13 protein-coding genes are annotated in these 15,983 nt (G+C 72.9%); 9 read left to right on the forward strand and 4 right to left on the reverse strand.

Features of this window, described 5'->3' with window-relative positions; all coding sequences use genetic code 11:
- Positions 1-127: 127 nt before the first annotated feature.
- Together WME76_RS20460 and WME76_RS20465 are read right to left on the reverse strand one after the other, a co-directional pair.
- The gene (locus WME76_RS20460) at positions 128-1,330 is read right to left on the reverse strand and encodes a serine/threonine-protein kinase (protein ID WP_437961753.1); all 1,203 of its coding nucleotides are present in this window, start codon (positions 1,328-1,330) and stop codon (positions 128-130) included.
- A gap of 88 nt (positions 1,331-1,418) precedes the next feature.
- Positions 1,419-4,067, reverse strand: a complete 2,649-nt coding sequence (locus tag WME76_RS20465) for a protein kinase domain-containing protein (protein WP_437961754.1) — start codon at positions 4,065-4,067, stop codon at positions 1,419-1,421.
- 181 nt (positions 4,068-4,248) lie between these two features.
- On the opposite strand from WME76_RS20465, the gene WME76_RS20470 reads away from it, so the two are divergent.
- The gene (locus WME76_RS20470) at positions 4,249-5,808 is read left to right on the forward strand and encodes a serine/threonine-protein kinase (RefSeq protein ID WP_437961755.1); all 1,560 of its coding nucleotides are present in this window, start codon (positions 4,249-4,251) and stop codon (positions 5,806-5,808) included.
- 349 nt (positions 5,809-6,157) lie between these two features.
- Positions 6,158-6,643 (forward strand): hypothetical protein, encoded by a 486-nt coding sequence (locus tag WME76_RS20475; RefSeq protein ID WP_437961756.1) that lies wholly within the window; start codon positions 6,158-6,160, stop codon positions 6,641-6,643.
- 208 nt (positions 6,644-6,851) lie between these two features.
- Here WME76_RS20475 and WME76_RS20480 read toward each other — a convergent pair whose 3' ends face one another.
- Positions 6,852-8,009 (reverse strand): hypothetical protein, encoded by a 1,158-nt coding sequence (locus WME76_RS20480; protein WP_437961757.1) that lies wholly within the window; start codon positions 8,007-8,009, stop codon positions 6,852-6,854.
- 94 nt (positions 8,010-8,103) lie between these two features.
- Here WME76_RS20480 and WME76_RS20485 point away from each other — a divergent pair, with 94 nt between their 5' ends.
- The 7 genes from WME76_RS20485 to WME76_RS20515 all read left to right on the forward strand — a co-directional run bounded on the left by WME76_RS20485 (position 8,104) and on the right by WME76_RS20515 (position 14,687).
- Positions 8,104-8,586: a peroxiredoxin gene (locus WME76_RS20485; RefSeq protein WP_437961758.1), complete on the forward strand. Its 483-nt coding sequence runs from the start codon at positions 8,104-8,106 to the stop codon at positions 8,584-8,586.
- 118 nt (positions 8,587-8,704) lie between these two features.
- Positions 8,705-10,702 carry a DUF4139 domain-containing protein gene (locus WME76_RS20490; RefSeq protein WP_437961759.1) on the forward strand — a complete coding sequence of 666 codons (1,998 nt, stop codon included), beginning with the start codon at positions 8,705-8,707 and terminating at the stop codon, positions 10,700-10,702.
- Between the two features lie 235 nt (positions 10,703-10,937).
- Positions 10,938-11,801, forward strand: a complete 864-nt coding sequence (locus WME76_RS20495) for a mechanosensitive ion channel family protein (protein ID WP_437961760.1) — start codon at positions 10,938-10,940, stop codon at positions 11,799-11,801.
- A 150-nt stretch (positions 11,802-11,951) separates the two neighbouring features.
- Positions 11,952-12,764, forward strand: coding sequence for a mechanosensitive ion channel family protein (locus tag WME76_RS20500; protein ID WP_437961761.1), 813 nt, complete (start codon positions 11,952-11,954; stop codon positions 12,762-12,764).
- A 258-nt stretch (positions 12,765-13,022) separates the two neighbouring features.
- On the forward strand, positions 13,023-13,664 hold the full coding sequence (locus tag WME76_RS20505; RefSeq protein WP_437961762.1) for an HD domain-containing protein: 642 nt from the start codon (positions 13,023-13,025) through the stop codon (positions 13,662-13,664).
- A gap of 250 nt (positions 13,665-13,914) precedes the next feature.
- Positions 13,915-14,271, forward strand: coding sequence for a hypothetical protein (locus tag WME76_RS20510; RefSeq protein WP_061620903.1), 357 nt, complete (start codon positions 13,915-13,917; stop codon positions 14,269-14,271).
- Complete coding sequence (locus WME76_RS20515) at positions 14,268-14,687, forward strand: HNH endonuclease (RefSeq protein WP_437961763.1); 420 nt, start codon at positions 14,268-14,270, stop codon at positions 14,685-14,687. The genes WME76_RS20510 and WME76_RS20515 overlap by 4 nt, the downstream gene beginning before the upstream one ends.
- A 101-nt stretch (positions 14,688-14,788) precedes the next feature.
- On the opposite strand, the gene WME76_RS20520 is transcribed toward WME76_RS20515, so the two are convergent.
- Positions 14,789-15,748, reverse strand: coding sequence for a diacylglycerol/polyprenol kinase family protein (locus WME76_RS20520; protein ID WP_437961764.1), 960 nt, complete (start codon positions 15,746-15,748; stop codon positions 14,789-14,791).
- Between the last annotated feature and the right edge of the window lie 235 nt (positions 15,749-15,983).

Below are 15,983 nucleotides of genomic sequence, written 5' to 3' on the forward strand. Positions count from 1 at the left end.
GGCGCCTGGAGCGCGCTCCGGCGGCGCGCGGTCAGAGCCGGGATCGAGGACGGCCGCACGCGGTCAGCTCGTTTGAGCTCGAACATGTGAACGATCACATTTTTCTCACCGGACGGTGAGCCGACGCTCAGCGCTGCGAGGGCCGCCGCGGCGCCAGCATCCCGCTGGAGTCCCCCTCGCCCACCACCCCCGCCGCCTGCATCGCCCGCAGGGCGGCGATGATCTCCGGCGTGACGAGCGGCCCGCCGGGGGCACAGGACGACGCCAGCGGCTTCAGCGGCTCCGGGAGGGTGGCGTCGACGCGCGCGCCGACGCGCCCGCGCGACGGCGCGTGCCCCTCGCGCTCGGCCGCGGCGCGGAGCGCCTGCGCGAAATCGGCCGCGGTCGGCCAGCGCGCGTCGCGGTCGCGCTCCAGCGCGCGCGCGACCGCGGCGGTGACCGCCTCCCCCACGCCCTCGCGCTCGCTCGAGAGCGGCGGCACCTCCCGCTCGAGCACGGCGTGGAGGATCGACAGCATGCTGCTGCCGATGAACAGCCGCCTGCCGGCCACCGCCTCCCACGCCACGACCCCGAGAGAGAACACGTCCGAGCGCCGGTCCAGCGGACGGGCGTGCGCCTGCTCCGGGGAGAGATAGCTCAGCTTCCCCTTCACCGTTCCCGTCTTCGTCCGCGTCGTGCGGCGCAGGGCGTACGCCAGCCCGAGATCGCAGATGCTCGCCCGCCCGTCGACGCCGACGAGGATGTTCGACGGCGAGATGTCCCGGTGGATCACCTGGAGCAGCTCCCCCGAGCTGTCGCGCGCCTCGTGCGCCGCGTGCAGCCCGTCGGCCGATTGCGCGATGAGATCGAGCGCGTCGCCGACGTCGAGCATCTCCGGAGGCCGCGTGAGGTGCTTGAGCGTCACCCCGACGACGAGCTCCATCACGATGTACGGCGCGCCCGCCTCGTCGAGGCCGTAATCGAGGATCGGCACGAAGTTCGGGCTCACGACGCGCGACGCGATACCCGCCTCGTCGAAGAGCATCGCCGCATAACCCGATTCGTACCGCAGATCGGCGCGGATCCGCTTCAGCGCGACGAGCGGCTCGCGCCCGGGATCCGCGCCCGCCGCAGCGGCCGCGCCGGCCGCCTCGGCCGCGCCGGCCGTTCCTGCCGTCGCCGTCCCGGCCGCCCCCGCTCCCGCCGGGCCTCCCGCCTCTGCCGCGGCGCCCGCCCCCTCCGGGCTGGACGCCCGGGCGCGCCGGGCGATGAAGACCTCGGCCATGCCGCCCGTGGCGAGCTGCAACAGCAGCTCGTAGGGACCGACAGCGCCCAGCCCAGACGAATCCATGCTCGATACTCTGGGCGGCGAGTTATCACGTCAATGTAAATTCATCAACCACGCCCCATTTCCGTGTTGTCGTAATCGCGCGCGCCGCCTACGCAGGCCGGCGCGCTGCGAGCGACACGACGCCGCCCGCGCGCTCGGCCTCGACCCCCCGCTCGGCGTGCTCGGCCAGCACGCGCTCGTCGCGCTCGCCGACCGAGCGCAGCCAGCGCGCCGCGGCCTGGTGGCCGGCCCGGCGATCGCCGTCCGTCAGCATCCCGTAGGCGGCGTCGCGCACCAGCGCGTGGCGGAACGTGAGCTCGTCGTGGCCCGGGTAGCGCGAGCCGCTGCGCCGGGCGATGAGCTCCTCCTCGAGCAGGCCCTTCAGCCAGCGGTCGACCGACTCGATCGGCGTGCCGGCGCCGAGGAGCTGCCGCACCCCCTCGGGCCAGAAGCTGCCGCCGAACAGGCTCGCCGCCCGCAGCGTGCGCCGCGCCTCGGCCGGCAGCGCCTCGATGCGCGTGTGCATCAGCGCCACGACCGTGGGCGGCAGGTCGCTGCGGCCCTCGGCGCGCGCGCGCATGAGCTCCTCCAGGAAGAACGGGTGGCCGTCCGCGTGCTCGACCAGCCGCGCCACCTCGGACCGCGCGAGCTCGTCGCCGAACACGCTGCGGACGAGCCGCTCGGACGCCCGCGGGCTGAGCGGGCCGAGCTTGATGTGCTGCACCCCGCGCTGCCCCCACAGCCCGGGGAACGTCTCTGTCACGCTGTGGCGCGCGAAGCCGAGCACGAGCAGCGGGCGATCCGAGAGCGCCTGGAGCGCCTCGTCCAGCACCGCGACCGAGGCGTGATCGCTCCAGTGCATGTCGTCGAGCGCCACGACGACCGGCCCCGCCTCGCACCGCGCGGCGAGCCAGTCGAGCACGGCCCGGCGGGCCTGATCGCCGAGGAGGACGGCGTCCGCCCGGGCGGCGTCGAGCTCCGGATCCGGATCGTCGAACGGCGTGCCCGCGATCTCGCCGAGGAACCACGCGACGCGCCGCGCGTCGCCGGCAGGCGCGGGGAGGACGCGCGCCACGTGGTCGCGGATCTTGCCGCGCCGCGCCTCGATCGGCTCGCCGGGCAGGCAGCCGGCGGCGGCGAGGACGACCTCGCCGAGCATGGCGAACGGCGCCCCCGCGGCGATCGGCTCGCCGCGCGCGACGTAGACCGACGCGCGCGCGTCGCCGTCGCGCACGGCGCGGACGAGCTCGCAGCGGAGGCGCGTCTTGCCGATGCCGGCCTCGCCGAGCACCAGCGCGGCGCGCGCCACGGGCTCGTCGGCGCTCTGCTCGAAGAGGCCGCGGAGCATCGCGAGCTCGCGGTCGCGCCCGACGAACGCGGTGACGCGGCCGAGCAGCGTGCCCTCGGGCTCGGAGCCGTCGCGCTCGCCCTTCAGCAGGAACGAGGGGCCGTCGCCGGTCACCTCGAAGCGCGGGGCCGCGAGCCCCGCCGTGACCTCGTCGATGCGCACGTCGCCCTCGGCCTCGCGCAGGCGCGCGACCGCGCGATCGATGACGTCGCCCGAGGGCAGGCGCTCGCCCACCTGCGCCCGGCCCGTGGCGAGCGCGACCGGGCGCCCGGGCAGGCGCGCCTTCATGGCGAGCGCGCACTGCGCGGCGCGCGCGGCGAGGTCGAACGCGACCATGGTGCCGGCGCCGCCGCGGCCGGTGAGCGCCTCGTCGCCCTGCGAGGTCAGGAGCACCATGCGCGTGCCGCCCGCGAGCCGCACGCGCTCGCCGCCGAACGCCTCCGCGACCTCGGCGACGACGCGCTCGACGCCGCGATCGCTCGCCGGCTCGGGGTCCGCGGCGCCGAGGTCGACGAGGACGACGCTGATGAGCCGCCGCTCGTCGCCCGTCACCGAGGCGGGCGCGCCGCCCGCGCCCTCGCCGGGCGAGCGCGCGAGCAGGGCGCGCGTCTCCGCGAGCGCCGCGGCCGCGGCGCGCCCGTCGGCGGGGCGCGCGGCCGGGTCCTTCGCGAGCAGGCGCGCGACGAGCTCGTCGATGGGGGGCGGGACGTCCGGGCGGCGATCCGCGAGGCGCGGCGCCTCCTCGAGGAGGATGCGGCACATCTCGGCGAGCGGGTCGTCGGCGGCGAACGGGCGCTGCCCCGCGACGCTCTCGAAGAGCAGCACGCCGAGCGCGAAGACGTCCGCGCGCGCGTCGACGTCGGCGTCGCCGCGCGCCTGCTCGGGCGCGACGTAGCCGAGCGAGCCGACGAGCGAGCTCGCCTCGGTGACGAGCGTGGTCGACGCGGCCGCGCGCGCGACGCCGAAGTCGAGCAGCACCACGCCGTCGACGCGGCCGTCGCGGAGCAGCACGTTGCCCGGCTTGAGGTCGCGGTGCGTGATCCCGAGCGCGTGCACGGCGGCGAGCGCCTCGGCGATCTGGTGCGCGACGAGCAGCGCGTCGGCGACGGGGAGCGCGCCCTGATCGAGGCGCGCGCCGAGCGTGACCCCGTCGAGCCACTCCATCGCGAGCCACAGGGCGCCGTCGTCGCTCGTGCCGTGCGCGATGTGCTGGACGATGAGCGGGTGCTGCGCGGCCTCGAGCAGGCGCGCCTCGCGGCGGAAGCGGGGCGCGAGCTCCGGGGGTGCGACCTTGAGCGCCACGGGGCGGCCGGTGAGCTGATCGGTCGCCCGGTACACCGTGCCCATCCCGCCGGCGCCGGCAAGGCGGTGCACCTCGAACCGGCCTGCGACCAGCGTACCCTCGCGCATGGCGCAAGCTTATCCGAGAGCCCCTGCGACGTGCGCGGTCCGCGCGCTCGCTGGTGACGGTCCGGGGTGTTTGTTGTACGCTGTGCGCGCAGACGCCCGGAGGACCGCGCTTCGCGCACAGCACACCTCCTCGGGTCGGCGGCTCGGCTGATGAAGCTCGGCTGATGGAGAACGACCCCCGATGAACCCCGGACAGCACGTGACGAGCACGCTCCGGCTGGCGCGCCAGCTCGGGAAGGGGGCGATGGGGAGCGTGTGGGTGGCCGATCACCTCACGCTGGGCACGCAGGTGGCGGTGAAGTTCATGTCGCCGGCCTACGCGGAGCAGAGCGGCTTCGTCGAGCGCTTCCGGCGCGAGGCGATGGCGGCGGCGCAGATCAAGAGCCCGCACGTCGCGCAGGTCTTCGATCACGGCGTCACCCACGACGGCGCGCCGTACATCGTGATGGAGCTGCTCGAGGGCGAGGACCTGAAGAGCCGCATCCAGCGGCTCGGCGCGCTGCCGCCCCTCGAGGTGACGACGATCGTGTCGCAGACGGCGAAGGCGCTCGGGCGGGCGCACCAGCTCGGGATCGTCCACCGCGACGTCAAGCCGGACAACATCTTCCTGCTCGACGTCGAGGGCGAGCTGTTCGTGAAGGTGGTCGACTTCGGGGTGGCCAAGCGGGTGCAGGGCGCGCCGCAGGGCGAGCTCGGCGTGACGTCGACGGGGCACGTGCTGGGCACGCCGCTCTACATGAGCCCCGAGCAGCTCCTCAGCGCGAAGCACGTCGATTTCCGCGCGGATCTCTGGGGGCTCGCGGTCGTCGCCTACCACGCGCTCACCGGGCAGGTGCCGTTCACGGGCGAGACGCTGGGCGCGCTGTCGGTGGTGCTCCACACCGGGATCTTCACGCCGCCGAGCGCGCTGCGGCCGGAGCTCTCGCCGGCGATCGACGCCTGGATGAAGAGGGCGCTGGCGCTCGATCCCGCGGCGCGCTTCGGGTCGGCGCGGCAGATGGCCGAGGCGCTGGAGCACGCGGCGCTCGGGATCGCGCGCACGGCGTTCACGAACGACCCCTCGTCCGGGGGCGACCGGACCAGCCACGCGGGCGCGGCCCGGGTCGCGTCGCAGCCGGTGCTGTTCGGGCCGCCGACGCCGGTGCCGGCGGCGCAGGGCGCGCGGCTCTCGACGACCGGCCAGCCGGATTCGGGGCCGGGGAGCGGCGCGCCGTCGGCGCGGGGCGCGCGGCTCTCGATGACCGGCACGCCGGGGCGGACGCTCGCCGGCATGGCGACGTCGGGGTCGGATGGGTCCCGCCGGTGGGCGCCGGCGATCCTGGCGGCGGCGCTCGCCCTCGGGGCGCTCGCGGCGGTGGTGGTGTTCCTGGCGGCGAGAGGGTCGCACAGCGTCGACGTGACGCCTTCGTCGGACGACCAGGCCGCACGTCAGGGCGCCCAGGGCGCCGCGGCGGCGCCGGCCAGCGTCGCGCCGGCGCCGGTCGAGCCGGCGCGGCCCGCCGTCGCTGTAGAGCCCGCACGGGCGGCGGCCTCGGCAGAGCCAGCGAAGACAGCGACGCCGGCGGCTCAGGGAGGCCAGCAGACGGCCACGGCGGGCGCGCAGCCGAGGAAGCCGGGCGCGGCGGCGGCGCCGCGCGGCGCCACGGACGGCCGCGGCGGCGTCACGCCGAAGGACGCGGCCACGGGCCGCGCGGCGACCCCGAAGCGTCCGCCGCCGGTCGAGGACACGATCGGCTTCTGAGGCGACTTCGCCCGCCGGATCCCGCCGTCTTCGGACATCCGCGCGCGCCGTGGGTGCGGGTCGAAGCCTGAAACGACCGGCCAGAGGCTGATCCCTGGAAAGCGGGATCAGCCGTCGCATGCCTGCAAAGCCTGGAATAAATCGGGTGTGCCGGCGAAAGTCAGGATCAGAAAAGCGAGGCGCGCCGGGCGCAGTGCGACATACCGCCTCGCCACCACCTGGGCGCCGAGACCATCGAAATCGGGGCGATCGCATGGCTTCGTGGCAATTTCAGCTTGGCACAGGACGTGCGGTATCGGTTCGCGGGGGCCCGGAGCGAGGACGCGCTCAACGCGAAGGAGGTCTCTTCATGTCGAAGCTCGTAATTGGCCTGATTCAGACGCGCGATGAGGCGGAAGCTGCGGCGGAACGCATCATCGACTGCGGGTACACGCGACAGGATATCAGCCTCCTGATGACCGACGCGACGCGCCACAGGCACTTCAGGATCCCGGACGGATCGCCGCCGGCGCACACGTTCGGCGCGGCCATCGCGATGAGCGTGGTCGTCCCCGACCTCGGGTTCGTCGTGGCCGGGCCGCTGGCGGCCGTCGTGGCCAGCGCGGTCGGCGCCGGGATCACGGGCGGGCTGCGCGAGATCCTCATCACCGCCGGCGTCCCGAAGCACTGGGCGGAGCGCTACGAGACGGGCGTCCGGCAGGGCGGGATCCTGGTGAGCGTCTTCGCCCACAGCGAACGAGACGTCGGCCTGCTCCACCTCGTCCTCGACGATCCCAGCAGGTTCGCGCTCCGTCCCGCCACCACCGGGCCCCAGGCCTACGACACGTTCCTTTGAACGCACGTCGCGCAGCAAGGCGCCCCGCGCCGCGGGCGCCGGGCGCGAGGCGCACCAGGGAACTACTCGATCGAAACGTGCGTGGAAAAGCGCCCCACGCCTCGAGCGACGGGTGCAGCGCCACGACAGATCCATTGAATGGAACACCGGGTCTCCATGGCCCTGTTCGGCTGTTCAATTCTGAATGTCGATGCTGCCGTGCCGCGGCTCAGCCGCCGAGGGCTCTGAGCCGCGCGCGCAGCATCAGCGCGCCGATGAGATCTTCCTCGGCGTCGCTCCGGCGCGACCAGCCCAGCGACAGGTAGCGGAGGAGCTCGCCGAACGTGGGTCCGGCGGGCGCCGCGCTCGTGCCGCCGCGCACGATCCAGAGCTGCTCGCCGTCGGGCTCGAGCGCGACGACGGCGCGCTGCGCGGCGCCGCCGCCGAGCGCCGAGCCCGAGAGCCGGGCGATCGGATAGAGGCGCCGCGCCGCCGCCGCCTCCCAGCCGGGCTCGCGCTCGTGGCCGCGGAGCTCGTCGTCGCGCAGGAAGCGCAGCGTGCCCTCGACGGCGCCGATCGCGAGCTCGCGGTAGAGGTCCTCCGGATCCGCCGGGTCGGCCCAGTCGTAGGCGCGCGCGAACGCCTCGTACGTCGCCGGCGCGTCGACGCCGCGCACCGGCGGCAGGGACGCGGGCGCGCCGCGGCCGTCCTCGCGCCGGAGCACGCGGTTCAGGCGGCTCACCTCGCCCGCGATCGACGCCGGCCCCGGCGCGACGAGGCGCACGTCGACGCGGCGCTCGGGCGCGAAGAGGCCGCCCATGAGCGCGCCCAGCACCGGGGCGCCCAGCTCGGCCGAGAGGTACGTCGAGCCGCGGTGCGGCCGGATCGCCCTGTCCATCGCCTCGCGCTCCTGCTGCTCGGTCGCGTCGTCGGGAAGGTCGACCTCGACGGCGACGAGGTCGCTCCGGTCGGGCGCCTCCACGCCGGCCTCGATGCCCTCCTCCCCTTCCCTCACGAAATGCCGGACGAAGCCGCTCGCCTCGAAGCGCCAGCCGTCGTCGTGGACGATCTCCTCCGAGAACACGAGCGCGAAGATCGTTGCGCCCGGGTGGCCCAGCTCGGCGGCGGCGTCGAGCACGGCGACGGGCGGCGAGAGCTCGTCCTCGAAGAGCTCGGAGAGGTGGTCGAGCTCGTCGCCGCCGGCGACGGCCGGGTCGCCGCTGGCGTAGTAGGCGGCGCAGAAGCCGGGCACGCCCGGGAGCGGCGCGACGAACAGGCGCGGCGAGGCGACGTCCCAGCCGCCGAGCGCCACGGCAAAGCCCTGGGACAGCGCGCGGTCCGGGATCTCGGCGGGTCGAAAGATCAGCGCAGCGAACGTGGTGGCCATGGGGCGCCCAGGGTAGCCCGATCGGCGCGGCCACGCCGCCAGCGACGGCGTGCGGGCTTGGACGCGCCGCGGCGCATCGGGTAGAGACGACGCCATGTTCGGCCAATCCACCCTGTCCGTCGGTGAGACCGCCCCCGAGTTCACCCTGCAATCGCAGAAGCGGGAGGCGGTGAAGCTCTCCGACTTTCGCGGCAAGAAGACGGTCGTCCTCTTCTTCTATCCCAAGGACGACACCCCGGGATGCACCGCGGAGTCCTGCGCGTTCCGCGACCAGCACGACGTGTTCGCGGAGGCCGGCGCCGAGGTGATCGGCGTGAGCGCCGACTCGGAGGGCTCTCACGAGCAGTTCGCGCAGAAGCACCGGCTGCCCATGACGCTGCTCAGCGACCCCGGCGGGCACACCGCCGCGCGCTACGGCGTCAAGTCGTTCCTGGGGCTCCTCCCGGGCCGCGTGACGTTCGTCATCGATCGAGAGGGCGTGATTCGACATGTCTTTTCCTCCCAGATCCGCGCGACCCGGCACGTCGACGAGGCGCTCGCCGTGGTGAAGCGGCTCGAGGCCTCCCGCCGCGGTTGACGCGCGCCGGAGCGGCGCGCGAACTCCCGCCGTGCCCCGCGTCGTTGACGCCCCCCGGAGGGGCGTTATGAACCGACGAGGCGAGGCCGTCGCGCGCCTCCGCCGGGGGGAGGCAACGATGAATCACGGGGTGGGGACGACAGCGACGCTGGCGGCCGACACGATGGATCTTGCCCGGCCGGGGGCCGCGGCGGACGCGCTCCCGCTCCGCCGCGTGGTGCTCTCCACGGGCGGCGTCGGGTATTTCGAGCACGAGGCGCGCGTGCGCGGCGACGCGGAGCTCGCGCTCGAGGTGCGGCTCGACCAGGTGGACGACGTGCTGAAGAGCATCGTCGTCTATGACGAGCGCGGCGCGGCCGGGAAGATCACGCTTCCCGGGAAGGAGCCGCTGCGCGATCTGTTCCGCGAGCTGCCGTTCGACGAGGGCGCGCTCGAGTCCGAGGCCGCCCTGCTGAACGCCCTGCGCGGCGCCGAGGTGCGGACTCGCGCGGCGCAGGGCGCCATCGCCGGGCGGATCGTCGCGGTGACGGCGGTGCAGGTCGGCGTGCCGGGCGGCGGCACCGAGGGGCGGCACCGGCTCGCGCTGATGTCGGACGGCGCGCTGAAGCAGGTCGTCCTGGAGGAGCTCGAAGGCGTGGAGTTCGTCGAGGAGCGGCTCCGGCAGCAGGTCGGCGCGGCGCTCGTGGGGCTCGCGAGCCAGCGCGCGCGGAACCGCCGCGCGCTCGTCGTGCGCGCGGCCGGCGAGGGAGAGCGGATCGTGCGGGTGGCGTACGTCGTCGAGGTGCCGCTCTGGAAGACGTCGTACCGGCTCACCGTCCCGGCGGACGCGCGCGCGACGACCGCCGCGCTCTCGGGGTGGGCCGTCGTGGAGAACCAGAGCGGCGGGGACTGGAAGGACATCGACTTCACCCTGGTGTCGGGCGACCCGGTGACGTTCCGTCAGGCGCTCTACGAGATCTACTATGTGGACCGCCCGGAGGTGCCCGTCGACGTGGCCGAGCGGGTGCTGCCGCGGCTCGACGAGGGCGCCTCGGCGCTCGCGGCCAGGGCGACGCGGCTCCCGCGCTACCGCATGGGCGCGGCCCGCGAGGAGGCCACGGCGCCCGCCGGGCCCGCCCCGACGCCGGTGCCGGAGCGCGAGGAGGCGGCGACGCAGGTCGTGTTCCATTTCCCGGCGCCGCTCACGCTCGCGAGCGGGAAGACGGCGCTCCTGCCGATCATCGAGCGGCAGATCCCGGCGGAGCGGCTCTGGCTGTATCAGCCGGAGGCGAGCGCGCGCAGCCCGCTCGCGTCGGTGCGGCTGCGCAACGACGGCGACGCGAGCCTGCCGCCAGGGGCGATGACGGTCTACGAGCGCTCCGACCAGGGGGTCGTCACCTATGTCGGCGACGCGCGCCTCGCGCCGCTGCCGCCGGGGGAATCGCGGCTGGTGAGCTTCGCCGTGGACCGGAAGGTGCGTATCGACCGCGAGGAGCGGAGCGAGGAGGTGCTGTCGCGCGCCCGGATCGAGGGCGGCATGCTGGAGATCGTCAGGACGGCGCGCAGGGTGACGGAGTACACGATCGTGGGCGCCGCGCGCGAGCCGCGCGTCGTGGTCATCGAGCACCCGCGCCTCGCCGGATGGGAGCTGGCCGAGCCCAGGGAGGGCGTGGAGACGAGCCGCGATCGCTACCGGATCCGGCGGGAGGTCGCGGCGGCGGAGACGGCGCGGCTCACGGTGGCGCTGGAGCAGCCCATCTCGCACACGGTCGCGCTCACGAGCCTGTCGAGCGAGCAGATCCAGGTGTACCTGTCCTCGCGCGAGATCCCGGAGGCGGTGCGCGCGGTGTTCGCGCGGCTCGCGGAGCTCAGGGGCGCGGTCGCCGACAGGCAGCGCGCGCTCTCGGCGCTGGAGTCCGAGATCGCGAGGCTGCGCGACGAGCAGGAGCGCGTGCGCCAGAACCTCAAGGTCGTGCCCGCGGGGAGCGCGCTCCAGGAGCGCTATCTGAAGGCGCTGAGCGAGCAGGAGGACCGGATCGCGGCGGTGTCGGCGAAGCTCTCGGGGGCGCGGGAGGCGGTGGCGAGCGCGGAGCGGGCGCTCGCGGAGTACGTTCGCGGGTTGTCGCTCGCGCCGTAGTTGCGGGGGGCGGGCGGTGTTGCCGGGCAGCCCGGCGGTGTTGCCGGGCTGCCCGTGGTCACCTGATGTGCGCAGACCTCAGGGCTGATGCTCGAAGTTCTCTGTTGTCCCCTCGCAAGGCGACCTTGCGGTGTGATAGAGCTCCCGGCTCGGGGGATATCTCGCGATGCGAGGCGCGCACGCACCTTGCACTGGGCCCCCCGCGAGCGGCGAGGACGCCGCCAGGAGGCTCGAGATGGACGATAGAGTTCAGCGGTACGTTGATATGGCGGTAGCGCTCGGGATCAACGTCGGCGGGAAGATCGTGGGCGCGATCCTGGTCTGGGTCATCGGCCGCGTGATCATCCGGGGAGTCCTGTCGCTCCTTCAGCGGAGCGCGCCGCTGAAGAAGCTCGACGTGACGCTCGCTCACTACCTGGAGTCGGCGACGTCCGTGCTGCTGAACATCCTGCTCGTCATCGCGGTGCTCAGCGTGTTCGGCGTGGAGACGACCACCTTCGCGAGCCTCCTCGCCGCGGTCGGCATCGCCATCGGCATGGCGTGGTCGGGCCTCCTGTCGAACCTCGCGGCCGGCATCTTCATGATCCTCCTGCGCCCCTTCAAGGTGGGAGACGCCGTGACGGCCGGGGGCGTGACGGGCGCGGTCCACTCGATCGGCCTCTTCGCGACCGCCCTCAACACGCCCGACAACGTCCGCACCATCGTCGGCAACAGCAAGATCTTCAGCGACACCATCCAGAACTTCAGCACGAACCCGTTCCGCCGCGTCGATTGCACCGCGCAGCTCGCGCACGGCGCGGATCACGAGGCGGCGATCACGCGGCTCAGGGCGCGCCTTGCGCTCATCCCCAACGTGGTGGCGGAGCCGGCGCCCACCGTCGACATCCTGGAGTTCAACCTCGCCGGGCCCGTGCTGGCCGTCCGGCCGTTCTGCCATAACGATCACTACGGGGCTGTCTTCTTCGCCACCACCAGGGTCATCCGCGAGGAGCTCGGCAAGATGGGGTTGCCTGTCCCGGGCCAGCACGTGCACATCCAGCAGCTCGCGGCGGCGCCTCCCCTGCGCGACGGGAACGCCGGGGCGCACCCGACGGCCTAGCTCGCTCGCCGGAGATCCGGCGAGCGATGGCCGGACCGCTGCGCCCCTCCGCGGCGCATCGCGCGGGCTGGCCCATCGACGGGCCTTGAGGCCGGGGAGCAGATCCTCTACGCCCGGGAGGCCCGGGCGGCGCCCGCGCGGCCGTCGCCCATGGACCTGCAGGAACTGGTACCTTCGTTTGCCACGCTCAAGGCGATCGCCACCGCGGTCGCCCTCCTCATCGCAGGCTGGCTCGGGAGCAAGTGGGCGTACCGGCTCGCCGTCAAGGCGCTGGCCAGGACCCACCTGGACCAGGCGCTGGTGCGTTTCCTGGCGTCGATGCTCCGCTACGTCGTGCTCGCGGCGACGTTCATCGCGTCGATGGAGACGGTGGGCATCCACACGACGAGCCTCGTGGCCGTGGTCGCCTCGGCCGGGCTGGCGGTCGGGCTGGCGCTGCAAGGGAGCCTGAGCAACTTCGCGAGCGGCGTGCTCATCCTCTTCTTCAAGCACTTCCAGCTCGGCGACAAGATCGCCATCGGGAACCACACGGGCGTCGTCGAGGACATCGGGCTCTTCAACACCACGCTGGTGTCGACGGACAACGAGAAGATCGTGATCCCGAACGCCTCGGTGACCAACGGCCCGATCGTGAACTACTCGGATCGAGGGCTGTTGCGCGGCGCCGTGACGGTCACCGTGGAGGGCCGGCTGCGCGAGCTCGGGCCGGCGATCGAGGCCCTGGTGCGCGCGGGCAAGCGGGCCGGCGGGGTGGCGCAGGAGCCTTCCCCGACGGTGTTCTTGACCGACATGGAGGACGGGTCGCTCGACCTGACGCTCACCGCCTGGTACCGCGCGGTGGAAGAGGACGGGAGCATGCACAACCTCCGCGTCGCCGTCCTGGAGGAGCTCGAGGGGGCGGGCATCAAGCTGATGAACCGGACGCAGCTCATCCTCCACCAGCGGAGCAAGATGCCGTCCTGATGCCGCGTCGTGCGCGCGCGATGGACGCTGAGGGAAACGACGTGGGCTGTCCAGGTGAAGCCCGCATCACCGCCGTTTCAACGACGAGATCGACGTGCTGGGAAAGAAGACGAGAGCGTTGGTTCTGGGGAGCAGGATCCCGCAGGCGTACATCGTCACCTCCGGGTTCGGCCGAGAGGGGTTGTTCTCCCTACTGGAATGCGTTCACCCGTCCTGTCCACGTTGCGCGTGTCCGTGTCCGCGGAGTAAGAGGCGGGGATGAAGCACTGGGAACCGCTCTTCGTGAAGAAGCTCGAGGCGACCGACCTCGGCGACGACCCCGCCCACGATCTGGCGCACTTCACGCGGGTGGTCGCCACGGCCAAGGCCCTCGCGGCGGACGAGGGGGCCAGGCTCGACGTCGTCGTCCCCGCGGCGTGGCTGCACGATCTCGTGAACGTCCCCAAGAACGATCCCAGGCGCTCCCAGGCCTCGCGGCTCTCCGCGGAGGAGGCGCTGGTCTTCCTCCGGAGCATCGAATATCCCGAGGGGCTTCTCGCGGATATCGCCCACGCCATCGAGGCCCACAGCTACAGCGCCGGAATCGAGCCGAGGACGCTCGAGGCCAGGGTGGTTCAGGACGCAGATCGCCTCGATGGCCTGGGGGCGATCGGGATCGCGCGCTGCTTCGCCGTGGGCGGCCTGATGGGCGTGCGGTTCTACGACCCGCAGGACCCGTTCGCCGAGCGAAGGCCGTGGAACGATCGCGAGAACGCGATCGATCACTTCCATGTGAAGCTGTTCAAGACCGCCGAGAGCCTCAAGACGGCCGCTGGGCGCCGCGAGGGCGCGCGACGGGCGGAGTTCATGAGACAGTATCTCGATCGCCTCGCGATCGAGATCGGCGGCGAGATCCCCTGAGGTCAGCCCGCGCCGGCGATGGTGCGACGAGAACAGCGCGCTGGCCGCCCCGGCCAGGCCGGCGACCGCCAGCACCAGCCGCGTGGTGAGTGCCGCCGAGCTGAGCGCTGACAGCTCCGAAGGCCCCAGCGCCCCAGCTACGGACGGGCGAGAGGCCGGGCAGCACCTCACGACGTGGACGGCCCGCGCGTCCTCATGCCGGTGCGCACGTCACGTGCTAGATCTGTCTTCTCCTGTAGAGTACGCCCACATGGCCGCCATCACCCTCGACCTTCCAGACGAGCTCGCGGACCGGCTGCGGCCGCTCTCTGACCGTCTGCCCAACATCCTGGAGCTGGGCCTCCGCGAGCTGGATGCCTCGTCCGTGACCTCGTTCTCGGGCGCTTCGGACATCCTGGAGTTCCTCGCCGGCCTGCCCACCCCGGAGGAGGTCCTGGCGCTCCGCCCGACGCCTCAACTCCAGGCACGGACGAGCGAGCTGCTCGAAAAGAACCGGGCCGTGGGACTCTCGTCCGTGGAAGAGGAGGAGTGGCAGCGCTATCAGGCCGTCGAGCACCTGGTACGGCTCGCGAAAGCCAAAGCGGCGCTGAAGCTACAGCAGCGATGAGGCATATCCCGACGGCGCTGCGACGGCTCGTTCATGAGCGAGCCGGAGGCGCGTGCGAGTACTGCCTGTACCCCGAGTCGCTGGCGTTCACGGCGCACGAGATCGATCACATCGTGGCGCAGAAGCACGGCGGCGAGACGACGGAGGCCAATCTGGCGCTTTCGTGTGCGCTCTGCAACAAGTACAAGGGGAGCGATCTCGCCTCGTTCGATCCGGAGACCGGGGAGCTCGCAGCCGTTTTCCATCCGCGCCGCCAGCGCTGGCGCGATCACTTCCAGATTGCTGGGAGCTCCATCGCTGGTCTGACGCCGGTGGCTCGGGCGACAGTGCGTCTGTTGCAGCTAAACCATCCGAGCCGGCTCGCCGAGCGCGCGATCCTGATCGCGGCCGGACTCATCTCGGTACCGGATCGTTAGCTCGACGCGGCGCGAGAGCTCAGAGGACTCCCGGCAGCACACCGCAGCATGCTGCGGGCGATGATAAGGCTGAGCTCGCTTCCGGGCCAGGCGACTCGAACTCAGCCCGCGCCGGCGATGGTCACGGCGGCCGCCACGGCGACCGGGATGGTGAAGTTGTCATCCATCCGCGACGAGAACAGCTCGGTGGCCGCCCCGGCAAGGCCGGCGACGGCGGCCAGGAGGAGGCGCGAGGAGAGCGACGCCGGGCCGAGCGCCCACATCACCAGCAAGGAGCTCAGCACGCCCGCGGCGAAGAACGCGAGCGTCCCCTCCAGCGAGCGATTGTCGAGCAGCCGCGTCCGGCCAAACCGACGGCCGATGAGGGCCGCCGCCGGGTCGGCCACGGCGAGCACCACCACCCCGAGCGACTGGCTCAGCCGGTTGCCGAACAGCGCCAGCAGCAGGAGCGCGGTCACATACCACGTCGACGAGTTCACCCGGTAACGCTCGTGCGGGTGAGCCACGAGCCGGAAGAACCCCATCAGTCGATCGTTCACCCGCTCGCTCACCCGACGGGCGATCTCCATCGACCACGCCGCCGCCGCGAACGCGCCGCTCACCGCGACGAGCCAGCCACGCTCGGGCAAGAGCTGGATCAGCCCGAGCACCGAGAGCCCCGAGGCAACATGCCACAGGCTGCGCGCGTGGTTCGTCGGCCTGACGCTCGGCGGCGCGACGACGACGCCGCGCAGCGTCAGCAGCAGCGACTCGTAGGCGGGCTGCACTTCCCGCTGAAACGCGATCCACGCCGCCTTGGGCGAGGGCGTCCTGGTCGGGGTCGCTCGCTCCACCGCGGCGAGCAGCGCGCGAAGACGCTCGCGGAGCCGCTCGAGCGCGCCAGCCGCGTCGTCGCGCTCGGCCGCGACGACGAGCTCCCGGAGCCGGGACGCCACCCGATCGACCCGGGCGCGAACCTCGGGCTCGTCGCGGAAGGCGAAGACCGCGGGATCAACCTGACGCAAAAGAGCGCAGAGCTCTTCGGAGACGAGCTTGGTCTCGAGGTGCAAGGTGTGGATCACGTTCGGTTTTGTAAGGATAGTTCCCGGAACTCGCTCCGCGTGTCAGCGCTTCGTCATACCCGCTGCCCAGCCGGTGAGCTGGCTCGCGACCCCACAAAGCGCGCGCCGCGACGCACCGCACGATGCCAGACCGACCCCCGGACGAGCCCGCATGCGACAGCCGCCCCCGCCACCAGCTCGCGGCGACGCGACCGCCATCGCGCGCCGGGCCGGTCCGCCCCGCGCGATCACGTGA

The organism is Sorangium sp. So ce119 (genome assembly GCF_051524405.1).
Taxonomy (GTDB): Bacteria; Myxococcota_A; Polyangia; order Polyangiales; family Polyangiaceae; genus Sorangium; species Sorangium cellulosum_G.